17 protein-coding genes are annotated in these 21,893 nt (G+C 69.8%); 7 read left to right on the top strand and 10 right to left on the bottom strand.

What is annotated here, in order from left to right; all coding sequences use genetic code 11:
* Nucleotides 1-31 precede the first annotated feature (31 nt).
* Complete coding sequence (locus JJJ14_RS05750) at nucleotides 32-1,483, bottom strand: dihydrolipoyl dehydrogenase family protein (protein WP_201444936.1); 1,452 nt, start codon at nucleotides 1,481-1,483, stop codon at nucleotides 32-34.
* A gap of 367 nt (nucleotides 1,484-1,850) precedes the next feature.
* Between JJJ14_RS05750 and JJJ14_RS05745 the strand changes: the two genes are divergently transcribed.
* Nucleotides 1,851-2,312: a prevent-host-death protein gene (locus JJJ14_RS05745; protein ID WP_101558267.1), complete on the top strand. Its 462-nt coding sequence runs from the start codon at nucleotides 1,851-1,853 to the stop codon at nucleotides 2,310-2,312.
* Nucleotides 2,313-2,431: 119 nt separating this feature from the next.
* On the top strand, nucleotides 2,432-2,656 hold the full coding sequence (locus JJJ14_RS05740) for a hypothetical protein (RefSeq protein WP_233431529.1): 225 nt from the start codon (nucleotides 2,432-2,434) through the stop codon (nucleotides 2,654-2,656).
* 14 nt (nucleotides 2,657-2,670) lie between these two features.
* On the opposite strand, the gene acnA is transcribed toward JJJ14_RS05740, so the two are convergent.
* A complete protein-coding gene (gene acnA, locus JJJ14_RS05735) occupies nucleotides 2,671-5,343 on the bottom strand; it encodes an aconitate hydratase AcnA (RefSeq protein WP_201444935.1) in 2,673 nt (890 codons plus the stop codon).
* A gap of 647 nt (nucleotides 5,344-5,990) precedes the next feature.
* On the opposite strand from acnA, the gene JJJ14_RS05730 reads away from it, so the two are divergent.
* The gene (locus JJJ14_RS05730) at nucleotides 5,991-8,117 is read left to right on the top strand and encodes a DUF7926 domain-containing protein (RefSeq protein WP_236592923.1); all 2,127 of its coding nucleotides are present in this window, start codon (nucleotides 5,991-5,993) and stop codon (nucleotides 8,115-8,117) included.
* Between the two features lie 81 nt (nucleotides 8,118-8,198).
* On the opposite strand, the gene JJJ14_RS05720 is transcribed toward JJJ14_RS05730, so the two are convergent.
* Both JJJ14_RS05720 and JJJ14_RS05715 read right to left on the bottom strand, forming a co-directional pair.
* Nucleotides 8,199-9,596, bottom strand: a complete 1,398-nt coding sequence (locus JJJ14_RS05720) for a class I SAM-dependent RNA methyltransferase (RefSeq protein WP_101558270.1) — start codon at nucleotides 9,594-9,596, stop codon at nucleotides 8,199-8,201.
* Complete coding sequence (locus JJJ14_RS05715) at nucleotides 9,593-11,701, bottom strand: APC family permease (protein ID WP_201444934.1); 2,109 nt, start codon at nucleotides 11,699-11,701, stop codon at nucleotides 9,593-9,595. The genes JJJ14_RS05720 and JJJ14_RS05715 overlap by 4 nt, the downstream gene beginning before the upstream one ends.
* A 91-nt stretch (nucleotides 11,702-11,792) precedes the next feature.
* Between JJJ14_RS05715 and JJJ14_RS05710 the strand changes: the two genes are divergently transcribed.
* Entirely contained in the window at nucleotides 11,793-12,416 is a 624-nt protein-coding gene (locus JJJ14_RS05710) for a potassium channel family protein (protein ID WP_010615099.1), read from the top strand.
* Between the two features lie 3 nt (nucleotides 12,417-12,419).
* The gene (locus JJJ14_RS05705; RefSeq protein WP_065362316.1) at nucleotides 12,420-13,082 is read left to right on the top strand and encodes a potassium channel family protein; all 663 of its coding nucleotides are present in this window, start codon (nucleotides 12,420-12,422) and stop codon (nucleotides 13,080-13,082) included.
* A 15-nt stretch (nucleotides 13,083-13,097) separates the two neighbouring features.
* Here the strand turns inward: JJJ14_RS05705 and JJJ14_RS05700 are convergent, their stop codons facing one another.
* Genes JJJ14_RS05700 through JJJ14_RS05685 form a run of 4 tightly spaced genes read right to left on the bottom strand, consistent with a single transcriptional unit; the run spans nucleotide 13,098 to nucleotide 15,326 of the window.
* Nucleotides 13,098-13,874 (bottom strand): DUF3159 domain-containing protein, encoded by a 777-nt coding sequence (locus JJJ14_RS05700; RefSeq protein WP_201444933.1) that lies wholly within the window; start codon nucleotides 13,872-13,874, stop codon nucleotides 13,098-13,100.
* Between the two features lie 33 nt (nucleotides 13,875-13,907).
* Nucleotides 13,908-14,285 (bottom strand): OB-fold nucleic acid binding domain-containing protein, encoded by a 378-nt coding sequence (locus JJJ14_RS05695; RefSeq protein WP_004565028.1) that lies wholly within the window; start codon nucleotides 14,283-14,285, stop codon nucleotides 13,908-13,910.
* Nucleotides 14,286-14,993, bottom strand: a complete 708-nt coding sequence (locus JJJ14_RS05690) for a DUF3710 domain-containing protein (RefSeq protein ID WP_201444932.1) — start codon at nucleotides 14,991-14,993, stop codon at nucleotides 14,286-14,288.
* A 27-nt stretch (nucleotides 14,994-15,020) separates the two neighbouring features.
* On the bottom strand, nucleotides 15,021-15,326 hold the full coding sequence (locus JJJ14_RS05685; RefSeq protein WP_004565030.1) for a DUF4193 domain-containing protein: 306 nt from the start codon (nucleotides 15,324-15,326) through the stop codon (nucleotides 15,021-15,023).
* Between the two features lie 338 nt (nucleotides 15,327-15,664).
* On the opposite strand from JJJ14_RS05685, the gene sepH reads away from it, so the two are divergent.
* Nucleotides 15,665-17,125 (top strand): septation protein SepH, encoded by a 1,461-nt coding sequence (sepH, locus tag JJJ14_RS05680; protein ID WP_020991548.1) that lies wholly within the window; start codon nucleotides 15,665-15,667, stop codon nucleotides 17,123-17,125.
* A 41-nt stretch (nucleotides 17,126-17,166) separates the two neighbouring features.
* Here sepH and JJJ14_RS05675 read toward each other — a convergent pair whose 3' ends face one another.
* On the bottom strand, nucleotides 17,167-18,522 hold the full coding sequence (locus JJJ14_RS05675; protein WP_201444931.1) for an alkaline phosphatase family protein: 1,356 nt from the start codon (nucleotides 18,520-18,522) through the stop codon (nucleotides 17,167-17,169).
* Between the two features lie 11 nt (nucleotides 18,523-18,533).
* Complete coding sequence (locus tag JJJ14_RS05670) at nucleotides 18,534-19,154, bottom strand: DUF5998 family protein (RefSeq protein ID WP_175284670.1); 621 nt, start codon at nucleotides 19,152-19,154, stop codon at nucleotides 18,534-18,536.
* Nucleotides 19,155-19,305: 151 nt separating this feature from the next.
* Between JJJ14_RS05670 and JJJ14_RS05665 the strand changes: the two genes are divergently transcribed.
* On the top strand, nucleotides 19,306-21,849 hold the full coding sequence (locus tag JJJ14_RS05665) for a DNA gyrase/topoisomerase IV subunit A (RefSeq protein ID WP_201444930.1): 2,544 nt from the start codon (nucleotides 19,306-19,308) through the stop codon (nucleotides 21,847-21,849).
* The last annotated feature ends 44 nt before the right edge of the window (nucleotides 21,850-21,893 follow it).

Raw genomic sequence — 21,893 nt, 5'->3', positions numbered from 1 at the left:
CACCGTTCAGGCGGGGCCAGTCCTCAGGCTCTTAGCCCAGGGAGTCCAGGACGATGTTGAGTCCCTCGCTCATGGTGGGGTGGGTGATGACGGCGTCGCGCACCTGCTGCCACGTCAGGTCACCCAGCATCGCCATCTGGATGCTGGTGACGACCTCGCTGGCCTCGGCGCCGATGATGGCGGCACCCAGGATCAGGTCGGTGCGGGCGTCGATGATGACCTTGAAGAAGCCCTCGGTGCGACCCAGGGTCTTGGCGCGCGGGACGGCCGCCGTCGGGGTCTTGGCGACGCGCACCTCGTAGCCGGCCTCGCGGGCCTCGGCCTCGCTCATGCCCACGTGCCCGAGCTCGGGCGTGGTGAAGACGGCCCAGGGGATGAGGCGTCCGGTGGTGGAGGCCTCCTTGCCGGCGAAGAGGTCACGCAGGACGCGGAAGTCGTTCCAGGAGGCGTGGGTGAACTGGGGCGTTCCGGCCACGTCACCGGCGGCGTAGACGTTCTCGGCGGTGGTGCGCAGATGGTCGTCGACGCGCACGAAGCCGCGCTCGGTCAGCTCCACGCCCGCGGCCTCCAGGCCGAGGCCGGCGGTGACGGGGGTGCGCCCCAGAGCGACGAGCAGGTGGGATCCACTCACCTCGTGACCGTCGGCGGTGGTGACGACGACGCCATTCCCGTCAGCCGCGGCGGCGACCTTCGAGGCGGGCGCTCCGGCTAGGACCGTGACCCCCAGGGCCTCCAGGCCGGCGGTCACCTCAGCGGCGACGTCCTCGTCCTCGCGGTCCAGGATATGCGGCCCGGCGTGGACGATGGTGACCGGGACACCGAGGAGCCCCATCAGGGAGGCCATCTCGACGCCGATGACGCCGCCACCCAGGACGATGAGGCTACTGGGCAGCTCGGGCAGGGTGAGCAGGTCCTCGCTGGTCCAGTAGCGCACGTCGGACAGGCCCTCGATCGGGGGGACCGACGGCGTGGTGCCGGTGTTGATGAGGACCTTGGCGCCGCGCACGCGCCGCAGGCCGCCGTCGTTCAGGGCGATCTCGACGGTACGCTCCCCCACGAAGCGGGCGGTGCCCTTGACGAAGTCCATGCCGGAGGCGGGGAACATCTTCTCGTGGGCGGCCACCATACCGCCCACGACGGCCTCCTTGCGGGCGCGGAAGGAGGCCAGCTCGATGCGGGCCTGGGCCAGGGCGTCGGCGCCGCCATCCTGCTCGGGAAGAGTGACGCCGTAGGCCTGTGAGCCCTGGACCTCACGAAGGACGCGGGCGGCGGAGATGAGGGTCTTGGTGGGGATGCAGGCGACGTTGATGCAGGTGCCGCCCACCTTGTCCCGCTCCACCATGACGACCTTGTCGCCGGCCTTGGCACGCAGCATCGCCAGGGACTTTCCTGCCTTGCCGCCTCCGACGACGAGAAGATCGACCTCCTCGACCGGGACGTCTGACTGGTTGGTCGTGTCGTTGTTGACGGTGGGCTGGGACATGAGTGCGCATCTCCTTCGGCGGTCGCCGCTCGGCATGATCTGAACGCCAGGGCAACGGGAAGCGCGGGGCCGCTATTCCGGGGCGACTGCGGGAGGCCTCAGTGGATCACCGACAGCACCCGGGGAAGCCTCACACAGCTCTCGCCCCTCCCAACCGGCCATTGAGGCGACTTATCCGTTCGTCCTCACTGATACCTGGCCGCCCTCCTGCTCGCCGAGAGCGATCAGGGCAGCATCCAGCGAGTCAACAAGCGTGGCAAAACTCACGTCAATGGATGCGTCCATGGCAAGCCCCATGGACGACGGTCGACCAGCGCACCGGAATCAACCACTAGACTTCCGAATACGATCCGAATAGCATGTTCGTATGGCACTCACCGTTGATTCCCCCCCAACTGTGCGCCGCTCATCCGACCTGAGCAAGCATTCGGCCGAGGTCTTCGCCGAGGCGGAGAACCACCCCGTCACTGTGACCCGCCGCGATGGGGAATCCCTTGTCCTCATGTCTCAGCGCGAGGCAGATGCTCGCAATGAGCTCTTGAACATCGCCGCCACCCTCATCACGGTGTCCCTTGAGGATGGCCCACTCACTGACCGGATGGCCAGCCGATACCCGTGGATGTACGCACTGACACCTCAGGATCAAGAACAGTGCGCCCGCGACCTCATCGACGCAGCGCGAGCCTCCTTCTCAACACTCCAGCCGCACCTGGCGATCACCAAGTTGACCAGCTGGCGCGAGACAGCCGCGGCAATCGCTGCGGGTCTGAGCCCACAACCGGTCGAGTGGCTCGACGATGATGATGAAGCAGTCGTCAACCGACCCTGATCATGTCCAAGGAGAGCCTCGTTCCACGACCGACGAAGAAGTCGGAGTTCCTTCTGAAGTTCGCCACGAAGCAGTCCGAGAAAGGGTGGCGAGACCTGGTAGCCACCATGAGGAATCCCATGAGCGACACCTGGGACTTCCTGACTCACTCACCTCTCACGATGACCCCGACCAATTACCCGCTCGAGGGGTCGCTACGTGCGCTAACCCGGGGTGGTCGCACTTTTCAGCGATGGCAGCACAAACCTACCGCCAAGGGCACTGCCCGCATCTGGTTCTATATCGACGGCAATACCGTCTACCTGGAGCAGGTTCACACCGCTCACCCCAACGAAACCAAGTAGTCCCATCGACCCACTCAGGAGCTGGCGAGCTGGCGCAGCACGTACTGCAGGATGCCGCCGTGGCGGAAGTAGTCGGCCTCGCCGGGGGTGTCGATGCGCACGACGGCGTCGAAGGAGACCGCCGAGCCGTCGGCCTTCTGCGCCGTGACCGCGACGGTGCGCGGGGTGGTGCCCTCGTTGAGCGCGGTCAGGCCCGTGATGGAGAAGGTCTCGGTACCGTCCAGGCCGAGCGACTCGGCGCTCTGCCCGGCCGGGAACTGGAGGGGTACCACGCCCATGCCGATGAGGTTGGAGCGGTGGATGCGCTCGAAGGACTCGGCGATGACGGCCTTGACGCCCAGCAGGGCCGTGCCCTTGGCCGCCCAGTCGCGTGAGGATCCCGAGCCGTACTCCTTGCCGCCCAGGACCACGAGCGGGATGCCGGCGGCCTGGTAGGCCTGGGAGGCGTCGAAGATCGACTCCTGCTCGCCGGTGAGGAAGTTGCGGGTGTAGCCGCCCTCGACGCCGTCGAGCAGCCGGTTGCGCAGGCGGATATTGGCGAAGGTGCCGCGGATCATGACCTCGTGGTTGCCGCGGCGCGAGCCGTAGGAGTTGAAGTCCGTGCGGGCCACGCCGTGCTCGGCCAGGTAGCGCCCGGCCGGGGAGTCGGCCTTGATGGCGCCGGCCGGGGAGATGTGGTCGGTGGTCACCGAGTCTCCCAGCATGGCGAGCACCCGGGCGTCCTCGATGTCGGCGACCGGGGTGAGCTCCATGGACAGGCCCTCGAAGAAGGGGGCCTTGCGCACGTAGGTGGAGTCCTCGTCCCAGGCGAAGGTGTCCCCCTCGGGGGTGTCCAGGCCCTGCCAGCGCTCGTCTCCGGCGAAGACGTCGGCGTAGTCGCGCGTGTACATCTCGCGGTCGATGGTGGCGTCGATGACGGCCTGGACCTCGGTGGGGTCGGGCCAGATGTCGGACAGGAAGACGTCGCGGCCCTCGGAGTCCTGGCCCAGCGGCTCGGTGGCGAAGTCGATGTCCATGGTCCCGGCCAGGGCGTAGGCAATGACCAGGGGCGGGGAGGCCAGGTAGTTCATCTTGACGTCGGGGTTGATGCGCCCCTCGAAGTTGCGGTTGCCCGAGAGCACCGAGACCACGGCGAGGTCGGCGTCGTTGACCGCCTGGGAGACCTCGGCCGGCAGGGGCCCGGAGTTGCCGATGCAGGTGGCGCAGCCGTAGCCGACGACGTTGAAGCCCAGCTCGTTGAGGGCGGGCCACAGCCCGGCTTTCTCGTAGTAGTCGGTGACGACCTGGCTTCCCGGGGCGGTGGAGGTCTTCACCCAGGGCTTGGAGCGCAGGCCCCGGGCGACGGCGTTGCGGGCCAGCAGGCCGGCGGCCATCATCACCGAGGGGTTGGAGGTGTTGGTGCACGAGGTGATCGAGGCGATGGCGACGTGCCCGTGGTCGAGCTCCGTGGCGGTGCCATCGGCCATGGTCACCGGCGTCGGCTTGGAGGGCTGGGAGGCGTAGGTGGGCAGGACCTCCTGGAAGGACTCCTTGGCCCGTGACAGGACAATGCGGTCCTGGGGGCGCTTGGGGCCGGCGATGGAGGGCACCACGGTGGACAGGTCCAGCTCGAGGTACTCGGAGTAGACGGGCTCGCGGGCCGGGTCGTGCCACATGCCCTGGGCCTTGGTGTAGGCCTCGACCAGGCGCACGCGCTCCTCGGAGCGGCCGGTCAGGCGCAGGTAGTCCAGGGTGACCTCGTCGATCGGGAAGATCGCGGCGGTGGAGCCGAACTCGGGGCTCATGTTGCCGATGGTGGCGCGGTTGGCCAGCGGCACCTCGGCGACGCCCTCGCCGTAGAACTCGACGAACTTGCCCACCACGCCGTGGGCGCGCAGCATCTCGGTGATGGTCAGGACCACGTCGGTGGCGGTGGCGCCGGCGGGGATGGCGCCGGAGAGCTTGAAGCCCACCACCTTGGGGATGAGCATGGAGACGGGCTGGCCCAGCATGGCGGCCTCGGCCTCGATGCCGCCCACGCCCCAGCCCAGGACGCCCAGGCCGTTGACCATGGTGGTGTGGGAGTCGGTGCCCACGCAGGTGTCGGGGTAAGCCTGGGTGACGCCGTCGGCCTCGTGGGTGAAGACGATGCGGGCCAGGTACTCGATGTTGACCTGGTGGACGATGCCGGTGCCCGGGGGGACGACGCGGAAGTTGGACAGCGCCTCCTGTCCCCAGCGCAGGAACTGGTAGCGCTCGGAGTTGCGCTCGTACTCGCGCTCCTTGTTGCGCTCCAGGGATCCGGGCAGGCCGAAGGAGTCGATCTGCACGGAGTGGTCGATGACCATCTCAGCGGGGTTGAGAGGGTTGATGACCTCGGGGTCGCCTCCGAGGTCAGCGACCGCCTCGCGCATGGTGGCCAGGTCCACGATGCAGGGCACGCCGGTGAAGTCCTGCATGACGACGCGGGCCGGGGTGAACTGGATCTCCGTGTCGGGCTCGGCGGCCGGGTCCCAGGCGGCCAGGGCGCGCACGTGGTCGGCGGTGATGTTGGCGCCGTCCTCGGTGCGCAGCAGGTTCTCGGCCAGCACCTTGAGGCTGTAGGGCAGGCGCTCCAGGCCGGGGACGGCGTCGAGGCGGTAGATCTCGTAGTCGCGGCCGTCGACGTCGAGGGTGCTGCGGGAGGCGAAGGTGTTGAGGCTGGTCACCGGGGCTCACTTCCAGTTGTCGTACCGATCCGCCCGTCGCACCGCCTCGGGTCTGTCACGCGGACCTGCGGTGACAGCCAGGCGGAGGCTGCGCGGATGCTCCGGAGTGGACCGTAGCCCACGGCATGTCATCCGTTGTCAATACGTAGGGAAGGCTGGCCAAACTCGAAGGCCGACGTGGGTACCGACACAGCAATTAGGCAAGGCCTGACGCACACAAGGGGGACGGAGGCCATCGTCGGACGCACGGAACCAAGGAGGCTGCGCACACCCGAGCATCCAATCGGCAAATATACCAATACAGCAACATAAAGGTTACAAAACGTAAACTACGCTCTCATTATTAGAGGTAGCACCATAGTATCTCCACGGATTCCTGTAATTCCCCAAAACGCAGGATTTTCACCCCATGAAGATGGAGATAACGAATGCACCTACAGCACCTCTCTGTGCATCGCAAGTACGTGGCGACCCTGCTCGCTAGCGTACTGTTAATAGCACTGGGTAGCTTTGTCGCACTGATAGCACCCCGTGCGAGCGCAGACCAGAATACCGGAGTGAAGGTTTCCTTCAGCCCTCTCATCCTCGCAGACAAGGATGGAACGGAGTTTCCGGGCAAGCCTGCGCACCTCGAGGACCCAGTTCGCATGAAGTTCACCTGGGACGCGTCTACCGCCAATCCTCAGCCGGGCCAATCCTTCAGCATCGGCCTTCCGGCGGAGTACCGGTACCGCGAGATCGGTCGACATGACGATCTTGTTCTCGGCAGCGGCACCAAGGTGGGTGACTGCGTCACAACCACCGAGACCCTCACCTGCACCTTCAACGCCGCAATCAGTGCGGCCACCGAGCTCAAGGGGTCGGGCAACCAGATGATCGTGGCCCAGAAGGTGACCCAGGTCAACAAGACCACCTTCGACGCCAACGGTACCGAAGTCGAGATCTTCCACCCCAACAACGAGCGAATTCTACCTATCGCCTGGGTTGAAAAGGACCTTGGCAAGTACGCCAACTCCCTTAAGCGCGACTCCAGCAGTCTGAACTGGCACATCCAGTTCAGTGGTACCACCATCGCCAACCACCTGGAAGCGGAGGCGGGTAGCGTCAACACCGTCACCTTCAACGACGTCTCCGGGGGCGGGCAGAAGCTCAACCCGGATCTCGGCTCCTGGTACGTGCGGGTCAACCCCGAGGAGTTCGGCGGTGGCGCCGACGGCTACTTCGACGTCGCCAAGGCCGATGGCACAGCCATGAACACTGACCACGGAAAGTTCACCCTGAAGCCGACCATCGGCGCCGACGGGACCACTGCGTCCATCACTCTGTCCCGTACGGACGGCAACTTCGCCAAGAACGCGAACTACGAGATCGTCTACCAGTCCCTGGCCGAAGGCGGCAAGATCGTCCCAGGCAAGGTCTACACCAACAGCGCCACCCTGAACGGCGGCAAGAACACCACGGTGTCCGCACAGATGGCCTACAAGGACCCGATCTCCTACGACGTGCAGCTGACTCAGGGCTTCGGATCCTTCGGGGTCAAGAAGTACATCACCGGCGCTCACCAGAACGACGTCCCTGCGGACACCAAGATCCGCGTGAACGTCGCCTACGAGCTCCCCAACGGAACGACCGAGGCCGACTACCCGACCTGGGCCAAGAAGCCGGCGTCGAACCCCTACACCGTTGAGGTGGCTGCGGGCCAGCAGCAGGCCGGGGACACCCTGCGCGAGTTTCCCAAGGGAACCAAGATCACGCTGACGGAGGACACGTCCGCAGCGGCCCTTCCCGGGGCCCTTGGCTGGGGAGGCAAGACCTTCTCCGTCAACGGTACTGAGACGCCGGACACCGCGACGTTCTCAGTCGATTCCTCCGTGCAGGCTGTGGGCCTGTACAACGAGGTCATTCAGAAGACCGGTTCCTTCTCCGTCGTGAAGAAGGTCGAGGGAAGCAACAAGGGCGCTTTCTCCAAAGAGACGTTCCAGATTACCTACACGTGTGAGAACGGCTCCAAGGGGACCCTTGACGTGAAGGGCGACGGCACGCCCGTCGACGGCCCGTCGGTACCGGTGGGTACCACATGCGACGTCACCGAGAAGGAAAAGCAGGCTGACGGCGGCGCTGAGCGCGAGGGTTACACAGTCGACACCAAGATCGACAACGGAACCTTCACAATCAAGGAGGGCGCTGCCAGCGCCACCCTTGTCACGGTGACCAACACCTACACGGAGGTCCCGAAGCCCACGCCGACGCCCACTCCCACCGAGGAGCCCACGCCGACGCCGACCCCCACCGAGGAGCCCACGCCGACGCCGACCCCCACCGAGGAGCCCACGCCGACGCCGACCCCCACCGAGGAGCCCACGCCGACGCCGACCCCCACCGAGGAGCCCACGCCGACGCCGACCCCCACCGAGGAGCCCACGCCGACGCCGACCCCCACCGAGGAGCCCACGCCGACGCCGACCCCCACCGAGGAGCCCACGCCGACGCCCACTCCCACCGAGGAGCCCACGCCGACGCCGACCCCCACCGAGGAGCCCACGCCGACGCCCACTCCCACCGAGGAGCCCACGCCGACGCCCACTCCCACCGAGGAGCCCACGCCGACGCCCACTCCCACCGAGGAGCCCACGCCCGGCACATCGGCCAGCACACCATCGAATAGCAGCAACCTGGCGAGCACCGGCTCGAACGCCATGCCAGTCATCGCAGCCATAGCTGCATTCCTGGTGACGGGATACGTGATCCTGGCAGTCCGTCGTCGCGCATCGTGACCATCGTCGGCTGACTAGGCTCCTTCCCGGAGCATGAGATGGGCCCCAGTCCTTCAAGGACTGGGGCCCATCGCCATGACCTCAGACTCTGTCAAGCACCGCGATCGTCTCGAAGTGGTGAGTGTGCGGGAACATGTCCAGAGCGCTCATAGAGCCCAGCGCGTAGCCGGCGCTCAGCAGGGTTCCCAGGTCCCGGGCCAGGGCCGCCGGGTCGCAGGCCACCAGGACGATCCGCCCGGCCCCCAGGGCGCCGACGGCCTCGATGACCTCGCGCCCGGCCCCCTGTCTCGGGGGGTCGAGGACGACGACGTCGGGGCGGCCACCGCTGAGGGAGCCGGCGAGCTCGCGCACCGAGCGGGCGCTCACGCGCCCCGCAGCCAGGCGCGCGGAGGGTTGGTCGTGCAGGGTGCGGCGGGCGTCGCGAACGGCCTGCTCATTGCCCTCCAGGGACACGACCCCGCCGCCGCTGCCCACTAGGGCGGCCAGCGGCAGGGTGAACAGGCCGGCCCCCGAGTAGAGCTCCAGGACGCGGGTGCCCGCGGCGCCTTCGAGGTCCTCCCCCAGGGCGCCTCGCACGACGCGCTCGACGAGCACCCGGGGGGCGTCGACGTGGACCTGCCAGAAGCCCTCGGCGTGGACTGAGTAGGTCAGCTCCCCCAGTCCGAGGCCGGAGGCGTCCACGACCTCCCGGACCCGGCGCCGCCCGGTGCTGCGGGCCTGGGCGGTCAGGAGCCGCTCGTCGAGCAGGACGACGGGCTCGCCGCCGCTGGGGGCGATGGCCTCGATGCGCATGCCGGGCCGGTAGTGGGCGCGCCAGCGGGAGCGCTCTAGCAGCCCGATCTCGGTGATGGCGTCAACCGCTAGGGGCAGGCGGCGCAGGGGCAGGACCGTCCCAGAGCGGAAGGCATGCATGCCGGGCCTGCCGTCCTCACCGACCGTCAGGCTCACGCGGGTGCGGGTGGCGGTTCCGGCTAGGGCGCGCCGCCGGGCGCTGTTGGAGGCCTGGGCGGCGGCGTCGGTGGGCATGGGCTCGATCGGCACGGCGGCTGCGGCGGAGGCCTCGGGCAGGGCGGCGACGGCGTCGGCCACCTCCTGCCCGCCGATCCGGCGCAGGCAGTCGGCCAGGACCCAGCGCTTCCAGGTGCGCTGGGCGTCCAGGGCCACGTGGGCGAGCTCTCCCCCGCCCACGCCCGCCGGGCCGGCCTCGGGCCAGACGGACTCGACGCGGTCCGGGGAGGCCTGGAGGATCTCAACGGCGTCGGCGCGCCAGGTCCGCGAGGTCATCTCGGTCAGGCGGGCCCGCACCGTCTCACCGGGCAGGGCGTGACGCACGAAGATGACGCGGCCACCCGGGTCGTCCACGGGGCGGGCCACGCAGTGCCCTCCGTGCGCGGGAGCCCCCACCGCCAGGGTCAGCTCGCGCGGCTCACCACGGCTGGGGGCGGGCTGGTCTGCACTCCAGCTGGGCTGGGGGGTCATCGATTCTCCTGGGGGTCGGCACCGACGCCGCCGGTGCCGGCGGGGCTGTGCTGGTCGAGGTGGCTGAGGTGGCTGTCAACGTGACGACGCATGGCGACGTCGGCGTCGATGATGCCCTCGGCGGTGCGGGCGCGCACGCCGTGGTGGATATGCCGCTGACCGGGCAGTCCCAGCTGCCAGGGCACGGAGGCCACGACGACGCCCGGGGTGAACAGCAGGACGGTCTTGAGGCGCAGGGCGGTCTGGTTGTGGAGGATCTGCTCCCACCAGTGGCGCACGATGTACTCGGGCAGGAAGACGACGATGAGGTCGCGGGGAGACTCGCGGCGCACCGAGCGCACGTAGTTGATGACCGGGCGGGTGATGTCCCGGTAGGGGGAGTCCAGGACCGTCAGGGGCACGGCGATGTCGGCCTCCTCCCAGGCGTCCAGGAGGCGCTCGGCGCCGCCGTCGCCGGTGTCCACCGTCAGGGCCTCCAGGACGGTGGGGTGGGTCGACTGGGCGTAGGTCAGGGCCCGCAGCGTGGGCTGGTGGAGGCGGGAGGCCAGGACGATGGCGTGGACGTGGGCCGGCAGGACGCGGGCGTCGTGGAGGTCGGAGATGGCCACCTCCTCGCTGACCCTGCGGTAGTGGCGGCGGATCCGGTTCATCACCAGGTAGAGCAGCGCCATGATCGTCAGGGTGATCCAGGCTCCCCGGGTGAGCTTGGTGAGCAGGACGATGACCAGGACCGTCCCGGTGCCCAGCACACCGATGGAGTTGATGATGCGGGCGCGGTGCATGCGCGAGCGGTCCCTGGGCTCGGTGGCGATGGTCAGCTCGCGCGTCCAGTGACGCACCATGCCCACCTGGGAGAGCGAGAAGGAGATGAACACGCCCACGATGTAGAGCTGGATGAGACGGGTCGTGTTGGCCTCGAAGCCGATGAGGAAGGCCACGGCCCCCAGCCACAGGACGATGATGCCGTTGGAGAAGGCCAGGCGGTCGCCGCGCTGGGACAGCTGGCGGGGCAGGAACTCGTCACGGGCCAGGACGCTGGCCAGCACCGGGAACCCGTTGAAGGCGGTGTTGGCGGCCAGGACCAGGATCAGCCCGGTGACGGTGGCGACCAGGTAGAACATCGGGCGGAAGCCGGAGAAGACAGTGGCGGCGATCTGTCCGATCGCGGGGTCCTGGTGGTAGCCGTCCCCGACCGGGACGCCGTTGTGCAGGAGCTGGTGGGCCGGGTCCTCCACCATGCGCACGCCGACGGCGCCGGCCAGGTGGATGACGCTCATGAGCATCAGCGCGGCGATCACCCCCAGGAGCAGCAGCGTCGTGGCGGCGTTGCGGGACTTGGGGCGCTGGAAGCTGGGCACGCCGTTGGAGATCGCCTCCACACCGGTCAGGGCCGCGCACCCCGAGGAGAACGCCCGCAGAACCAGGAAGCCCCCGGCCAGGCCGGTCAGGCCCTGCTCCCAGCCGGCGTGGGTGACGACGTCGAAGCCGGCCGACTCGGCCCGCCCGAGAGTCCCGGTCAGCTCCTGGACGAGCCCGACGACGGCCATGATGCCGATGACACCCATGTACAGGTAGGTGGGAATGGCGAAGGCCCGGCCCGACTCGCGTGAGCCGCGCATGTTGAGCACGGCCAGGACGGTGACGACCGCGACGGCGATCTCCACCTTGTAGGGGACCAGGGCGGGCAGGGCGGCCGCGAGGTAAGAGGTTCCCGAGGACACCGAGACCGCAACGGTCAGGACATAGTCGCTCAGCAGGGCCGAGGCCACCAGAAGCCCGGCGTGGGAGCCGAGATTGGCCGAGACCACCTCGTAGTCGCCGCCGCCCGAGGGATAGGCGTGGACGGTCTGGCGGTAGGAGGCCACGACGACGGCCAGGACGCCGACGACGGCCAGGGCCACCCACGGCGACAGGGAGGTGGCCGCAACGCCCGCCACGGCCAGGGTGATGAGCACCTCATCGGGGGCGTAGCCCACGGAGGACAGGGCGTCGGAGGCGAATACCGGAAGGGCGATCCTCTTGGGCAGGAGCGTCTCCCCCAGAGCTCCGCTGGGAACAGGACGGCCGACGAGAAGCCGCTTGATGCGGTCTGCGAAGTCACGCACGTCTCCAGATGTTACGTCCGCGGTCCGACAACGGAGTACCGTCCTCCTCGTGCACTTCGTCATCATGGGCTGTGGCCGCGTCGGAGCGTCCATGGCTGTTCAGCTCGACCGTATGGGGCACTCAGTGTCCGTCATCGACCGCTCCGCGGACGCCTTCCGCCGCCTGCCCTCGGACTTCAACGGCCGCAAGGTCAAGGGGGTCGGTTACGACCGCGACGCCCTGGAGCAGGCGGGCATCGACGAGGCCTACGCCTTCGTCGCCGTGTCCAACGGAGACAACTCCAACATCGTGGCTGCGCGGGTAGCCAGGGAGAGCTTCGGCGTGGACAACGTCGTCGCCCGGATCTATGACTCGCGGCGGGCCGACGTCTACGAGCGCCTGGGCATCCCCACCGTGGCCACCGTGCGTCAGACGGCCGACCAGATGATGCGCCGTATCCTGCCGGGCTCCAGCGCCCGCGAGCTGGAGGACCCCTCGGGCACGGTCGCTCTCATCCAGCCCAACGCCTCCCCGCAGTGGGTCGGTACGACGATCGGGGTGCTGGAGGACCGCCTCAGGGTGCGGGTGGCCTGGATCTCACGCGATGCCACGGCGCTGCTGCCCGAGGCCGCCACCGTCATCCAGGAGCACGACCGACTGCACCTGGCGGTGAGCACCGACCGTATCGGCCAGGTCCGCCGCGCCCTGTCACACGCCCCGACCCAGGAGGCCTGAGCCATGCAGATCGTCATCGCCGGAGCCGGATCCGTGGGCCGTTCCATCGCCCGCGAGCTCATCAGCCACGGTCACGAGGTCACCCTCGTCGACCGTTCCACCGAGGCTATGCGCATCGCCTCGGTCCCGCAGGCCGACTGGCAGCTGGCCGATGCCTGCGACATCGATGCCCTGGAACGCGCCGGGGCCGAGACCTGCGACGTCATCGTGGCCGCCACCGGGGATGACAAGGCCAACCTGGTCATCTCCCTGCTGGCCAAGACCGAGTACGGGGTGCCCCGCACAGTCGCGCGCGTCAACAACCCCAAGAGCGAGTGGCTCTTCGATGAGACCTGGGGCGTGGACGTGGCCGTGTCCACCCCGCGTTTCATGACGGCCCTGGTGGAGGAGGCCGTCAGTGTCGGCAGCCTGGTGAGCATCTTCCACTTCCACCAGTCGGGCGCCTCCATGCACGAGCTGACCCTGCCCGAGGACTCACCGGTCATTGGCGAGCTCGTCACCGACATCGAGCTGCCGCCCCACACGGTGCTGGCGGCGATCCTGCGCGACTACCGCCCCATCACACCGGACCGCGACGAGCGCTTCGAGCGCGGCGACGAGCTGATCTTCCTCACGGCGCGGGAGGGAGAGTCCAGCTTGGAGGAGCTGCCCCTCATCTTCACGTGACGGTGGGAGGCGGCGCTACCGCTGGGCAGCCGCCTGGGCCTGGGCGATCCGGCTGGGTGCCACGAGCAGCCAAATGAACCACAGGGTCACGGCGTACAGCGGCACGCCCAGAATGAGGCGGGCCGCCCCGAGGTAGGACACCGCCTGGGCGCCGGCCAGGTAGAGGGGCACCTCGACGACGAGCCGCAGGGCGAACATGAGCGTCAGGACCCAGGTGCCCGCGTGGTAGCGGCGCCGAACATGGCGCAGGGCCGGCTCGGTGCGCCAGGCCGAGGGGCGGGCGGCGGGGTCGTCGTCGGCCTGTGGAGTCTCGGCGCGACCCGAGTCCCGGCTCGCCTGGCCTCCCTCGGCGTGAGCCGACTCGTCGGTGACGCGATGCCACAGAGTCATGAGGGCGCCCACGATCGGCCAGCCGATGAGCAGGGAGACCAGGCAGGCGACCAGCCAGGCCGCGTTAATCATGAGGCCGGTGGCGTAGAAGTTGGAGGCGTCGCCGCTGCGCCAGGCCCACAGGGCCGAGACGAGGACCAGCACGGCCCCGCCGACGACCTGAGCCGGGGACTGGCGCTGCGCCAGGCGGGCCATGAGGCAGATGGCGCTGATGGCCAGGGAGGCGAGCAGGGCGGCTACCAGGGCGGCGGGGCGCACCGCCATGACCAGGACGAACATGAGGGTGGGTACGACGGACTCCAGGATGCCGCGCCACCCGCCCACGGCCGCGATGGCGTCGAAGTGCTGGGAGTCAATGGCCCCCAGGCCCGTACGGGTGGTTCCAGTGGAACGGCTGCTCATTCGATGGTCCTTCCCGCAGGTGGCTGCCGGTTGCTACTGCCCCGGCCCCAGCAGGCGATAGGCGGGGTTGTGGATCTGCTGACGGTGGGTGCCGTCGGCGACCCGCCCCTCAGCGAGAAGATGGGCCCCTGGCTTGATGCCGGGGATGCGTCGCCGGCCCCACCACACCAGGTCAATGCTGCCGGTGCCGTCGTAGAGCTGCCCGACGAGGATGGGCTTGTCCTGGCTCGAGCGGTAGGTGACCGCCTGAAGCACACCGGAGACGCAGGTCCGCTGGCGCGAGGTCAGTGAGCCGATCGGATCGGTGCCCCGCCGGCTGGCGGAGCGCTCCTCATCCTCGGCCTCCAAGTGCTCGCGGCTGGTGCGCAGCGACTCGTAGAGCCGCTTGACCCGCGCCGACAGCGCCCCCATCTAACGCACTTCGGCGACGGTCGGTCCGGGCGCCAGCGGGTCGATGCCGGGCAGGTCCTCGGCCTCGGGGCCGGTGACGGCCCCGGGCGCGTGCAGGGGCAGGATCTCGCGGGGCGGACGGGCCTGGCCATCGCGGACGACGACGATTCCGCGCAGCACCTCCCGCAGCGCCTGGGCGGAGTGCTCGGAGGAGGCGGCGGGCCCCTGGAGGACGCCGCGCAGGAACCAGCGGGGGCCGTCGATCCCCAGGAACCGGATCGTGCCGGTCGCCATCGTGCCGTCGGGGCCACGCATGGGCAGGTGAGCGACCAGCTCGGTGCCGTGCTCCCCGTGGCTCTCCTCGTAACGGGCACCGTTCCCGGCGAGCTCGTTGGCGATGTCACCGCGCAGCTCGTCCCAGATGCCCGCGGTACGCGGCGCTGCGAAGGCCCGCAGCTCGAGCGCCGAGCCACCCAGCGCCAGGACGACGGCGGTGACGGTGCCGTCGGGCGCCTGCTCCAGGCGCAGCTGCATCCCGTCGACGGCCGGGACCTGCAGCGAGCCCAGGTCGATGCGGGGCACCTCCTCCTCGTCCTCGGGCAGCTCACTGAGGTCCCAGGGGCCGGAGGCGGCGGCCTCGTCGAGGGCGTCGTCGCCGAGGTCTCGCCCGAGGACGGACTCGTCAGAATCGGTGGTTGCGTCGTCACGACGGCGCGAGAACAGTCCCATGGGGATCTCCTGAGTTGGGTGGGAGCGTCAGCCGGCGCAGTCGGCGCACACCGGAAGACCGGTCGCCTCGTCGACGAAGGCCAGCTGGCTGCGGTGATGGACGAGGAAGCACTCCGAGCAGGTGAACTCGTCCTCGAGCTGGGGCACGACGTGAACGCTCAGCTCCTCCCGGGACAGGTCCGCCCCGGGAAGCTCGAAGCCCTCGGCGGCCTCGTTCTCGTCCTCCTCGATCGCGGCGGATGACTGGTCCTTCTGCCGCGAGGTCAGCTCTTCGATGGAATCGGCCTCGGGCTCGTCATCATTCTTGCGCGGGGCGTCGTAGTCGGTCGCCATGGCCTCGTCACTCTTTCTGTCGACGGCTCTCGGGTGACCTTCACAAGGCGGGAGCTGAGCCGTGCACGCGCGCCGGCGTCGTGCCGAGGATTCGGCGCCCTCGTCCCGGAAGGCACGCGCACAATAGCACCGCCAGGTGGGCCGTCAAGCCAAATCGCCCGACGAAGGAGCACGATTGGTTTGCGGCGGGCCCGACCCGAGGGATTTCACGAGGGTATTCACACGTGGTTCACATGTGGCACACCGCTGCGCCTCCCACGGCTGGGCGCCTGCGGATGGCAGGCTGTGAGGCACAGTGGAGCATATCGTGCTGACACGGGATGAAGGAGGCCCCGCCCATGGTCGAACTCGAGCTGCTGGGTGCCAACGGTGACACGATTGTCATGACCGATGAGGACGGCGAGCGTTACAGCATCGTCGTCGATGACGCCCTCAGGGCCGCGGTGCGCCGTGACCGCGGAGCGATCCTGCCCCCGTCGGGGACGGTCGCCGAAGCGCCGGCGCCCCTGCGCCCCCGGCAGCTCCAGGCCTACATGCGCGCCGGCGCGACCGCCGCCGAGGTGGCGATCAGCACGGGCATGGACGTGGAGCACGTACGCCGTTTCGAGGGACCGGTGCTCGCCGAGCGCCAGTGGGCCGTCTCACAGGCCCAGTCCTGCCGGATCGGCTGGGAGAAGGACTCCCCCCTCCTCGGCGAGCTGGTGGTGGACCGCCTGGCCACGCGCGGCGTCGACCCCTCCAGCCTCGAGTGGGACGCGCTGCGCGAGGGCCGCGACCCCTGGCTCATCATGGTGACCTTCGTGCAGTCCGCCGAGGAGAAGCAGGCACGCTGGTCACTGGACCTGACCGCCCGCGCGGTTCACGCCCTGGACGACGAAGCGCGTTGGCTCACCGAGGCCGGAGCGGGAACCAAGCGCCCGGCCGTCTTCGACCAGGACTCCAAGGCCCCTGGGGCCTCAGCCTCTGCGCCGTCGGCCCAGTCTGGGCACTCCCCCGCGGCCGCAGGCTCAGCAGCCGGCAGCGCGGTCTCGGCGGCCTCCGCCCCGGCCGCAGCCTCCGGCGAGTCCACTGGGCTGGCCGTCGAGATGCCCGCCGGGATGCTGCCGGTTCGTGAGTACGGTCGCCCCACCAGTGGCGCCATGTCGGCCGATGACACTGACGCGCTGCTGGCCGACCTGGCCTCCAGCCGGGGCCGGCGCGTCGAGGTGGAGATGCCCCAGGACGACGACCTGAGCGGCTTCGCCGGGGAGGGGAACGCGGATGAGGACGCCTTCACCGATCCCCACGGCATCGACTACACCAGCAGCCCTGAGAGCCCCGAGGTCCCCTCACCCCCGGCCCGGGGCATGGAGGAGCGCCGCGCCGAGGCCGGCTCCAGGGCCGACGATGAGCCCTTGGAGCAGACCGCGGGCCTGAGCGCGCAGGTCTACTCGATGTCGGAGCGCAGGCGTCTGCACACCGGCAACCATCCGGCCGGAACCCGGCTGGTGACAGCCTCCAGCGCCCCCTCGGCGGCGCCGTCCGCTCCGAGCCCCGCGGTGGAGCGCATCCCCGTGGGACGTCGAGCACCGCTGGGGGCGGACAGCCCCACTGAGCCGGTGCCGGAGATCCCCATGCCGTCGCGCTCCGAGGTCCTGGCCAAGGCCTCCCCCGGCCCGTCTGCCGCCTCGGCGGCGGGTACGCAGGAGCCTCTACCCGACATGCCCAGGACGCCTCCGACCAAGAAGAAGTCCCGCCGTCGCTCACGGCGCTCCGTACCCTCCTGGGATGAGATCGTCTTCGGAGCCAGGCCCGAGTAGCCCCTGCGGAGCCACCGAGTAGCTCCCGAGTGGCCGAGTTCTCAGGCCTCGGTGATGAGCAGCGGCACCTCGGTCTCGGCCGGGGTGAAGGAGCCGTGGACGCCGGGCATGGCGATGGCGGCCTCGGAGTGGACCCGGGGGTCCACGAGGACCCAGTTCTCGGCCATGGCCACGACAACGTCCCCGACGACGCCCCGTGCTCGCGCGCCAAGGACACCCAGGTGCTCGCCGGCCTGCTCCCTGGTCCCGATCCACATCGCCCGATCCTCCAGGACGTGGCGGTAGCGCTGGGCCACCTCGGCGGCCAGGTCCACGTCGCCATCGGCAACATGCAGGTGCGTCAGCCTGGGCTCTCCGGCCACGGCGACGACGTCGCGGACGAGCTCGCGGTGGGCGCTCAGGTCGATGCGGTGGTCGGGATCGGTGTCGACCATGCCGTGGTCGGCGCTGAGGAGGATCCTGGTTCCGGCGGGGACGCGGCGAGTCAGCTCGGCCATGGCGGCGTCGAGGCGCTCCAGCTGGGTCAGCCACTGCTCACTGAGCCACCCGTGCTTATGACCGGTCTTGTCCAGCTCGCCGACGTAGAGGTAGACCAGCGGGGTGCCGCGGCGCAGGGCGCCGGCAGCCAGGCCGGGCCGGTCCTCCAGCCGGTCGGCCCCCAGGTGCGAGGCGCCTCGTAGGGCGGCCTCGGTCAGGCCGGAGCCGGCAAACCGGCTCGGTCCGATGCTCACCGCGCTCCCGGCCGGGAGACGTTCGAAGATCGTGGGCACGTCCTGCCAGGAGGCGGGGCTGGGGACGTTGTCGCCCTTCCAGGTGATGAGGCTGAGGACCTGATCGGGGCCGGGGACGGCGGAGGCAGCAAGAGGGGACCGCAGGCGGGGGTTGAGCACCGAGTAGCCGACCATGCCGGTGGTGCCGGGCAGGGCGGAGGTGCCCAGCATGGTCAGGGCCGCAGCCGTCGTCGAGGGTCGGCAGGTGAGGATTCCTGCGCCGGTTGCGGCAGTGGCGGCCTCGCGCTGCGCCAGCCACTGGCGCAGGGTGGGCGTGTGCCCGCGACGCTGACGAAGCATCTCCAGACCCAGACCGTCCACGAGGACGACAACGGTTCCCGGGCCGCCACCGGCCTCCCCGGGCTCACCGGCCGGCTCGATCCCCCAGCTGCGGGCGACCGCGCGTGCCCGGGCATCGGAGACGACTGGTTCAGCGGGGCCACCGGTGGGGCTGAGGACGGCATCACGGTCGGCATCACGGCCGGTATCGCCGTCGTGCTCGGTGTCGGCCAGGCTCAGTCCGGCACTGACGGCGCCCACCGCCAGGACGTAGCGGAGCGCCGGATCCTGCGGACAGTCCGGGGCGGGTGCCGATGCGGGCTGCCTACCGGAGGTCTGGCCTCCCATCCCCGGCCCCGTCACAGGGCGGCGGCGCGGGCCGCCATCTGTGAGAGCCGGCCGGCGAAGGTCTCGGCGCGGGCCAGGGCGGCGGCGCCCTCCACGCCCGCGGCCACGCGGATGACGACGTCGTCGGGCACGGACACACCGGTCATGCCGTGGTCGGCCTGGCAGTCAGGGTCGCCGCAGGTGGCCGGCTCCATGTCGATACGGCGCACCGAGCCCCAGGAGACCGCGATCGTCATCTCGGTGAGGGTTCCGCCACCCCGGGCAGGGTCGGCCACGCCGCGGGTCAGGGCCATGGAGCGGATACGGCTGAGTGGGACGGCCTCGCTGGTGGCCAGGGCGCCGGGGCTGCCGTCGTCGCGAGGGGTGTCGTCGACGTGGACGATGATGAGGCGGCTGGGGGTCAGGGCCAGGACGGTCAGGTGGCGGTGGACAGCCTCGGCGAAGGTGGTCTCGGACTGGACCATGCCGGAGAGGATCTCCTCCTCGCCCGTGGCCAGGCGGAGGGTGTCGAGCACCAGCTCGGGGTAGTAGCCGGCGAGCTCCACCTGCTGCACCAGGTCTGCGAAGGCCTCCTGGGACGCCTCGTGCGAGGCGGGACCGGTGGCCGAGCTGCGGCCTGAGTGGGTCGTCATGGTCGCCATTGTGCCATCGTCCGCCCCTACGCCGTCGAGCACCGATGTGCCCTTGCTCGAGGCGGGCCGATCGCTGCCGGCTAGCGCGTCTGACCTGTCACGCCCGGGTGTCGTGGTTTGTTTTCGGCCCGATTCCTCGGAGAATGCGCCCATGCCGAAGTCTGCCACCACCCGGACTCCTCCCCCGACCGACGGGGAGATCGTCGATCTCGACCTGTCCACGGAGATGCGCACCAGCTTCCTGGAGTACGCCTACTCCGTCATCTACGCACGCGCCCTGCCTGACGCCCGCGACGGGCTCAAGCCGGTTCAGCGCCGCATCCTGTTCCAGATGGATCGGATGGGGCTGCGCCCGGATCGTCCGCACGTGAAGTCCTCCCGGGTCGTGGGCGATGTCATGGGGCGGCTCCACCCCCACGGGGACACCGCGATCTATGAGGCGCTGGTGCGCCTGGCCCAGCCCTTCACGATGCGCCTGCCGCTCATTGACGGTCACGGTAACTTCGGCTCTCTGGACGATGGGCCGGCGGCCCCCCGCTACACCGAGGCGCGCCTGGCCGCCTCGGCCCTGGCGCTGACGGCGGACCTGGATGAGGACACGGTCGACTTCTCCCCCAACTACGACTACACGCTCACCGAGCCCGAGGTTCTGCCGGCGGCCTTCCCGAACCTGCTGGTCAATGGCGCGGCGGGCATCGCGGTGGGTATGGCCACGAACATGCCGCCGCACAACCTCGTGGAGGTGGTGGCCGCCGCCCGGCACCTGCTGACTCACCCGGAGGCGACTCTGGAGGAGCTCATGGCCTTCGTGCCGGGGCCGGACCTGCCCGCCGGCGGCATGATCGTGGGCCTGGACGGGATCCGGGAGGCCTACCGCACGGGGCGCGGCAAGTTCCTCACACGGGCCACCGCTCACGTGGAGTCCGTCTCCCCGCGCCGCAAGGGCATCGTGGTCACCGAGCTGCCCTACATGGTGGGACCGGAGAAGGTCATCGCCCGCATCAAGGAGGCGGTGGGCTCCAAGAAGCTCCAGGGCATCACCGACGTCGCCGACCTCACCGACCGCAAGCACGGCACCCGCCTGGTCATCAGCGTCAAGAACGGCTACAACCCCGAGGCGGTCCTGGCCCAGCTCTACAAGCACACGCCGCTGGAGGACTCCTTCGGCATCAACAACGTCTCCCTCGTGGACGGTCAGCCCCACACCCTGGGGCTGCGCGAGCTGCTGGAGGTGTTCGTGCGCCACCGCCTCACGGTGGTCACGCGGCGCACCCGGTTCCGTCTGGGCAAGCGTCGCGAGCGCGCCCACCTGGTGGACGGCCTGCTCATCGCGATCCTCGACATCGATGAGGTCATCGCCGTCATCCGCTCCTCCGACGACGCCGCCACGGCGCGAACCCGGCTCATGCAGGTCTTCGACCTCACCGAGCCGCAGGCCGGATACATCCTTGAGCTCCAGCTGCGCCGGCTCACGAAGTTCTCGGTTATCGAGCTGGAGAAGGAGCGCGACGAGCTGGCCCGCGAGATCGAGGCCCTCGAGGCGATCCTGGCCGACGACGTGCTGCTGCGGCGCGTGGTCTCCCGTGAGCTGGCGGCCGTGGCCGAGCAGTTCGGCACCCCGCGGCGCACGGTGCTGCTGGAGGCCTCCGGTGAGCGCGTGACGTCGTCGGCCGCTGCAGAGACTGCGGACGACGCCTCCGCCTCAGGTCGGGGTGCGAAGCGGGCCGGTGGCGCCGCTCAGCCGATGACGCTCATGCCCAGCGCCTCCCCGGTGCCGCTGACCGTCCCCGACGACCCGTGCCGGGTGCTGCTGTCGGCCACCGGACTGGTGGCGCGCACTGCCGGCACCGAGCCGGTGGCCCGCACCGGTGGGCGCCAGCCCCACGACGCCCTGACCTCCCAGGTGGCTACCACGGCGCGTGGGCGCATCGGAGCGGTCACCGACACCGGGCGGCTGGTGCTGCTCGACGTCGTCTCCACCACGGAGGTACCCCGCACCGAGGGGGCCCCGGGGCTGGCCGGTGCGACTCAGGTTCGCCAGCTGGTGGACATCGAGCCGGAGGAGAAGGTGGTGGGGCTGGTCCCGGTGGGGTCGGCCGACAACCCGCCGATCGTCCTGGCCACGGCTGAGGGCGTCATCAAGCGGGTCAAGCCCGGTGATGAGCCCAGGAACGCCGAGAGCTGGGAGGTCATCTCCCTGTCCGAGGGCGACCGGGTGGTCTTCGCCGACACCGCGGCGGACACGGACTTCCTGGCACTGGTGACCTCCGACGCCCAGCTGCTGCGGTTCCAGGCCGCCAAGGTGCGTCCGCAGGGCCGGGGCGCCGGCGGCATGGCGGGGATCTCGCTTCATGAGGGCGCCCGAGTCATCGCCGGTGCGGCGGTTCCTGAGGAGCTCCTGGCCGAGGCCGTGGTGGTGACGGTGGCGGGCTCCGAGGGCTCGCTCCCGGGCACCGGCGGAGGCAGTGTCAAGGTCACGCCCTTGGATCGCTACCCGGCGAAGGGCCGGGCCACGGGCGGGGTTCGCTCGCACCGGTTCCTGCGCGGCGAGGACGAGCTGATGGTGGCCTGGGTGGGAGTGGCCCCGCCTAGGGCGCTGCGCGAGGGCGGCAAGCCGGTCGCGCTGCCGGAGCCCGATGAGCGGCGTGACGGCTCCGGCTCACCGCTACCGGCCCCCATCATCGGAATCGGCTGACGGGGCCGGTCGCAGCAGCGTCTCGGGGAGCCGCCCACGAGCAG

The organism is Actinomyces sp. HMT 175, from assembly GCF_016694895.1.
Taxonomy (GTDB): Bacteria; Actinomycetota; Actinomycetes; order Actinomycetales; family Actinomycetaceae; genus Actinomyces; species Actinomyces oris.
Note: the sequence above shows the minus strand (reverse complement) of the source record. Positions and strands in the feature narration are given on the sequence as shown.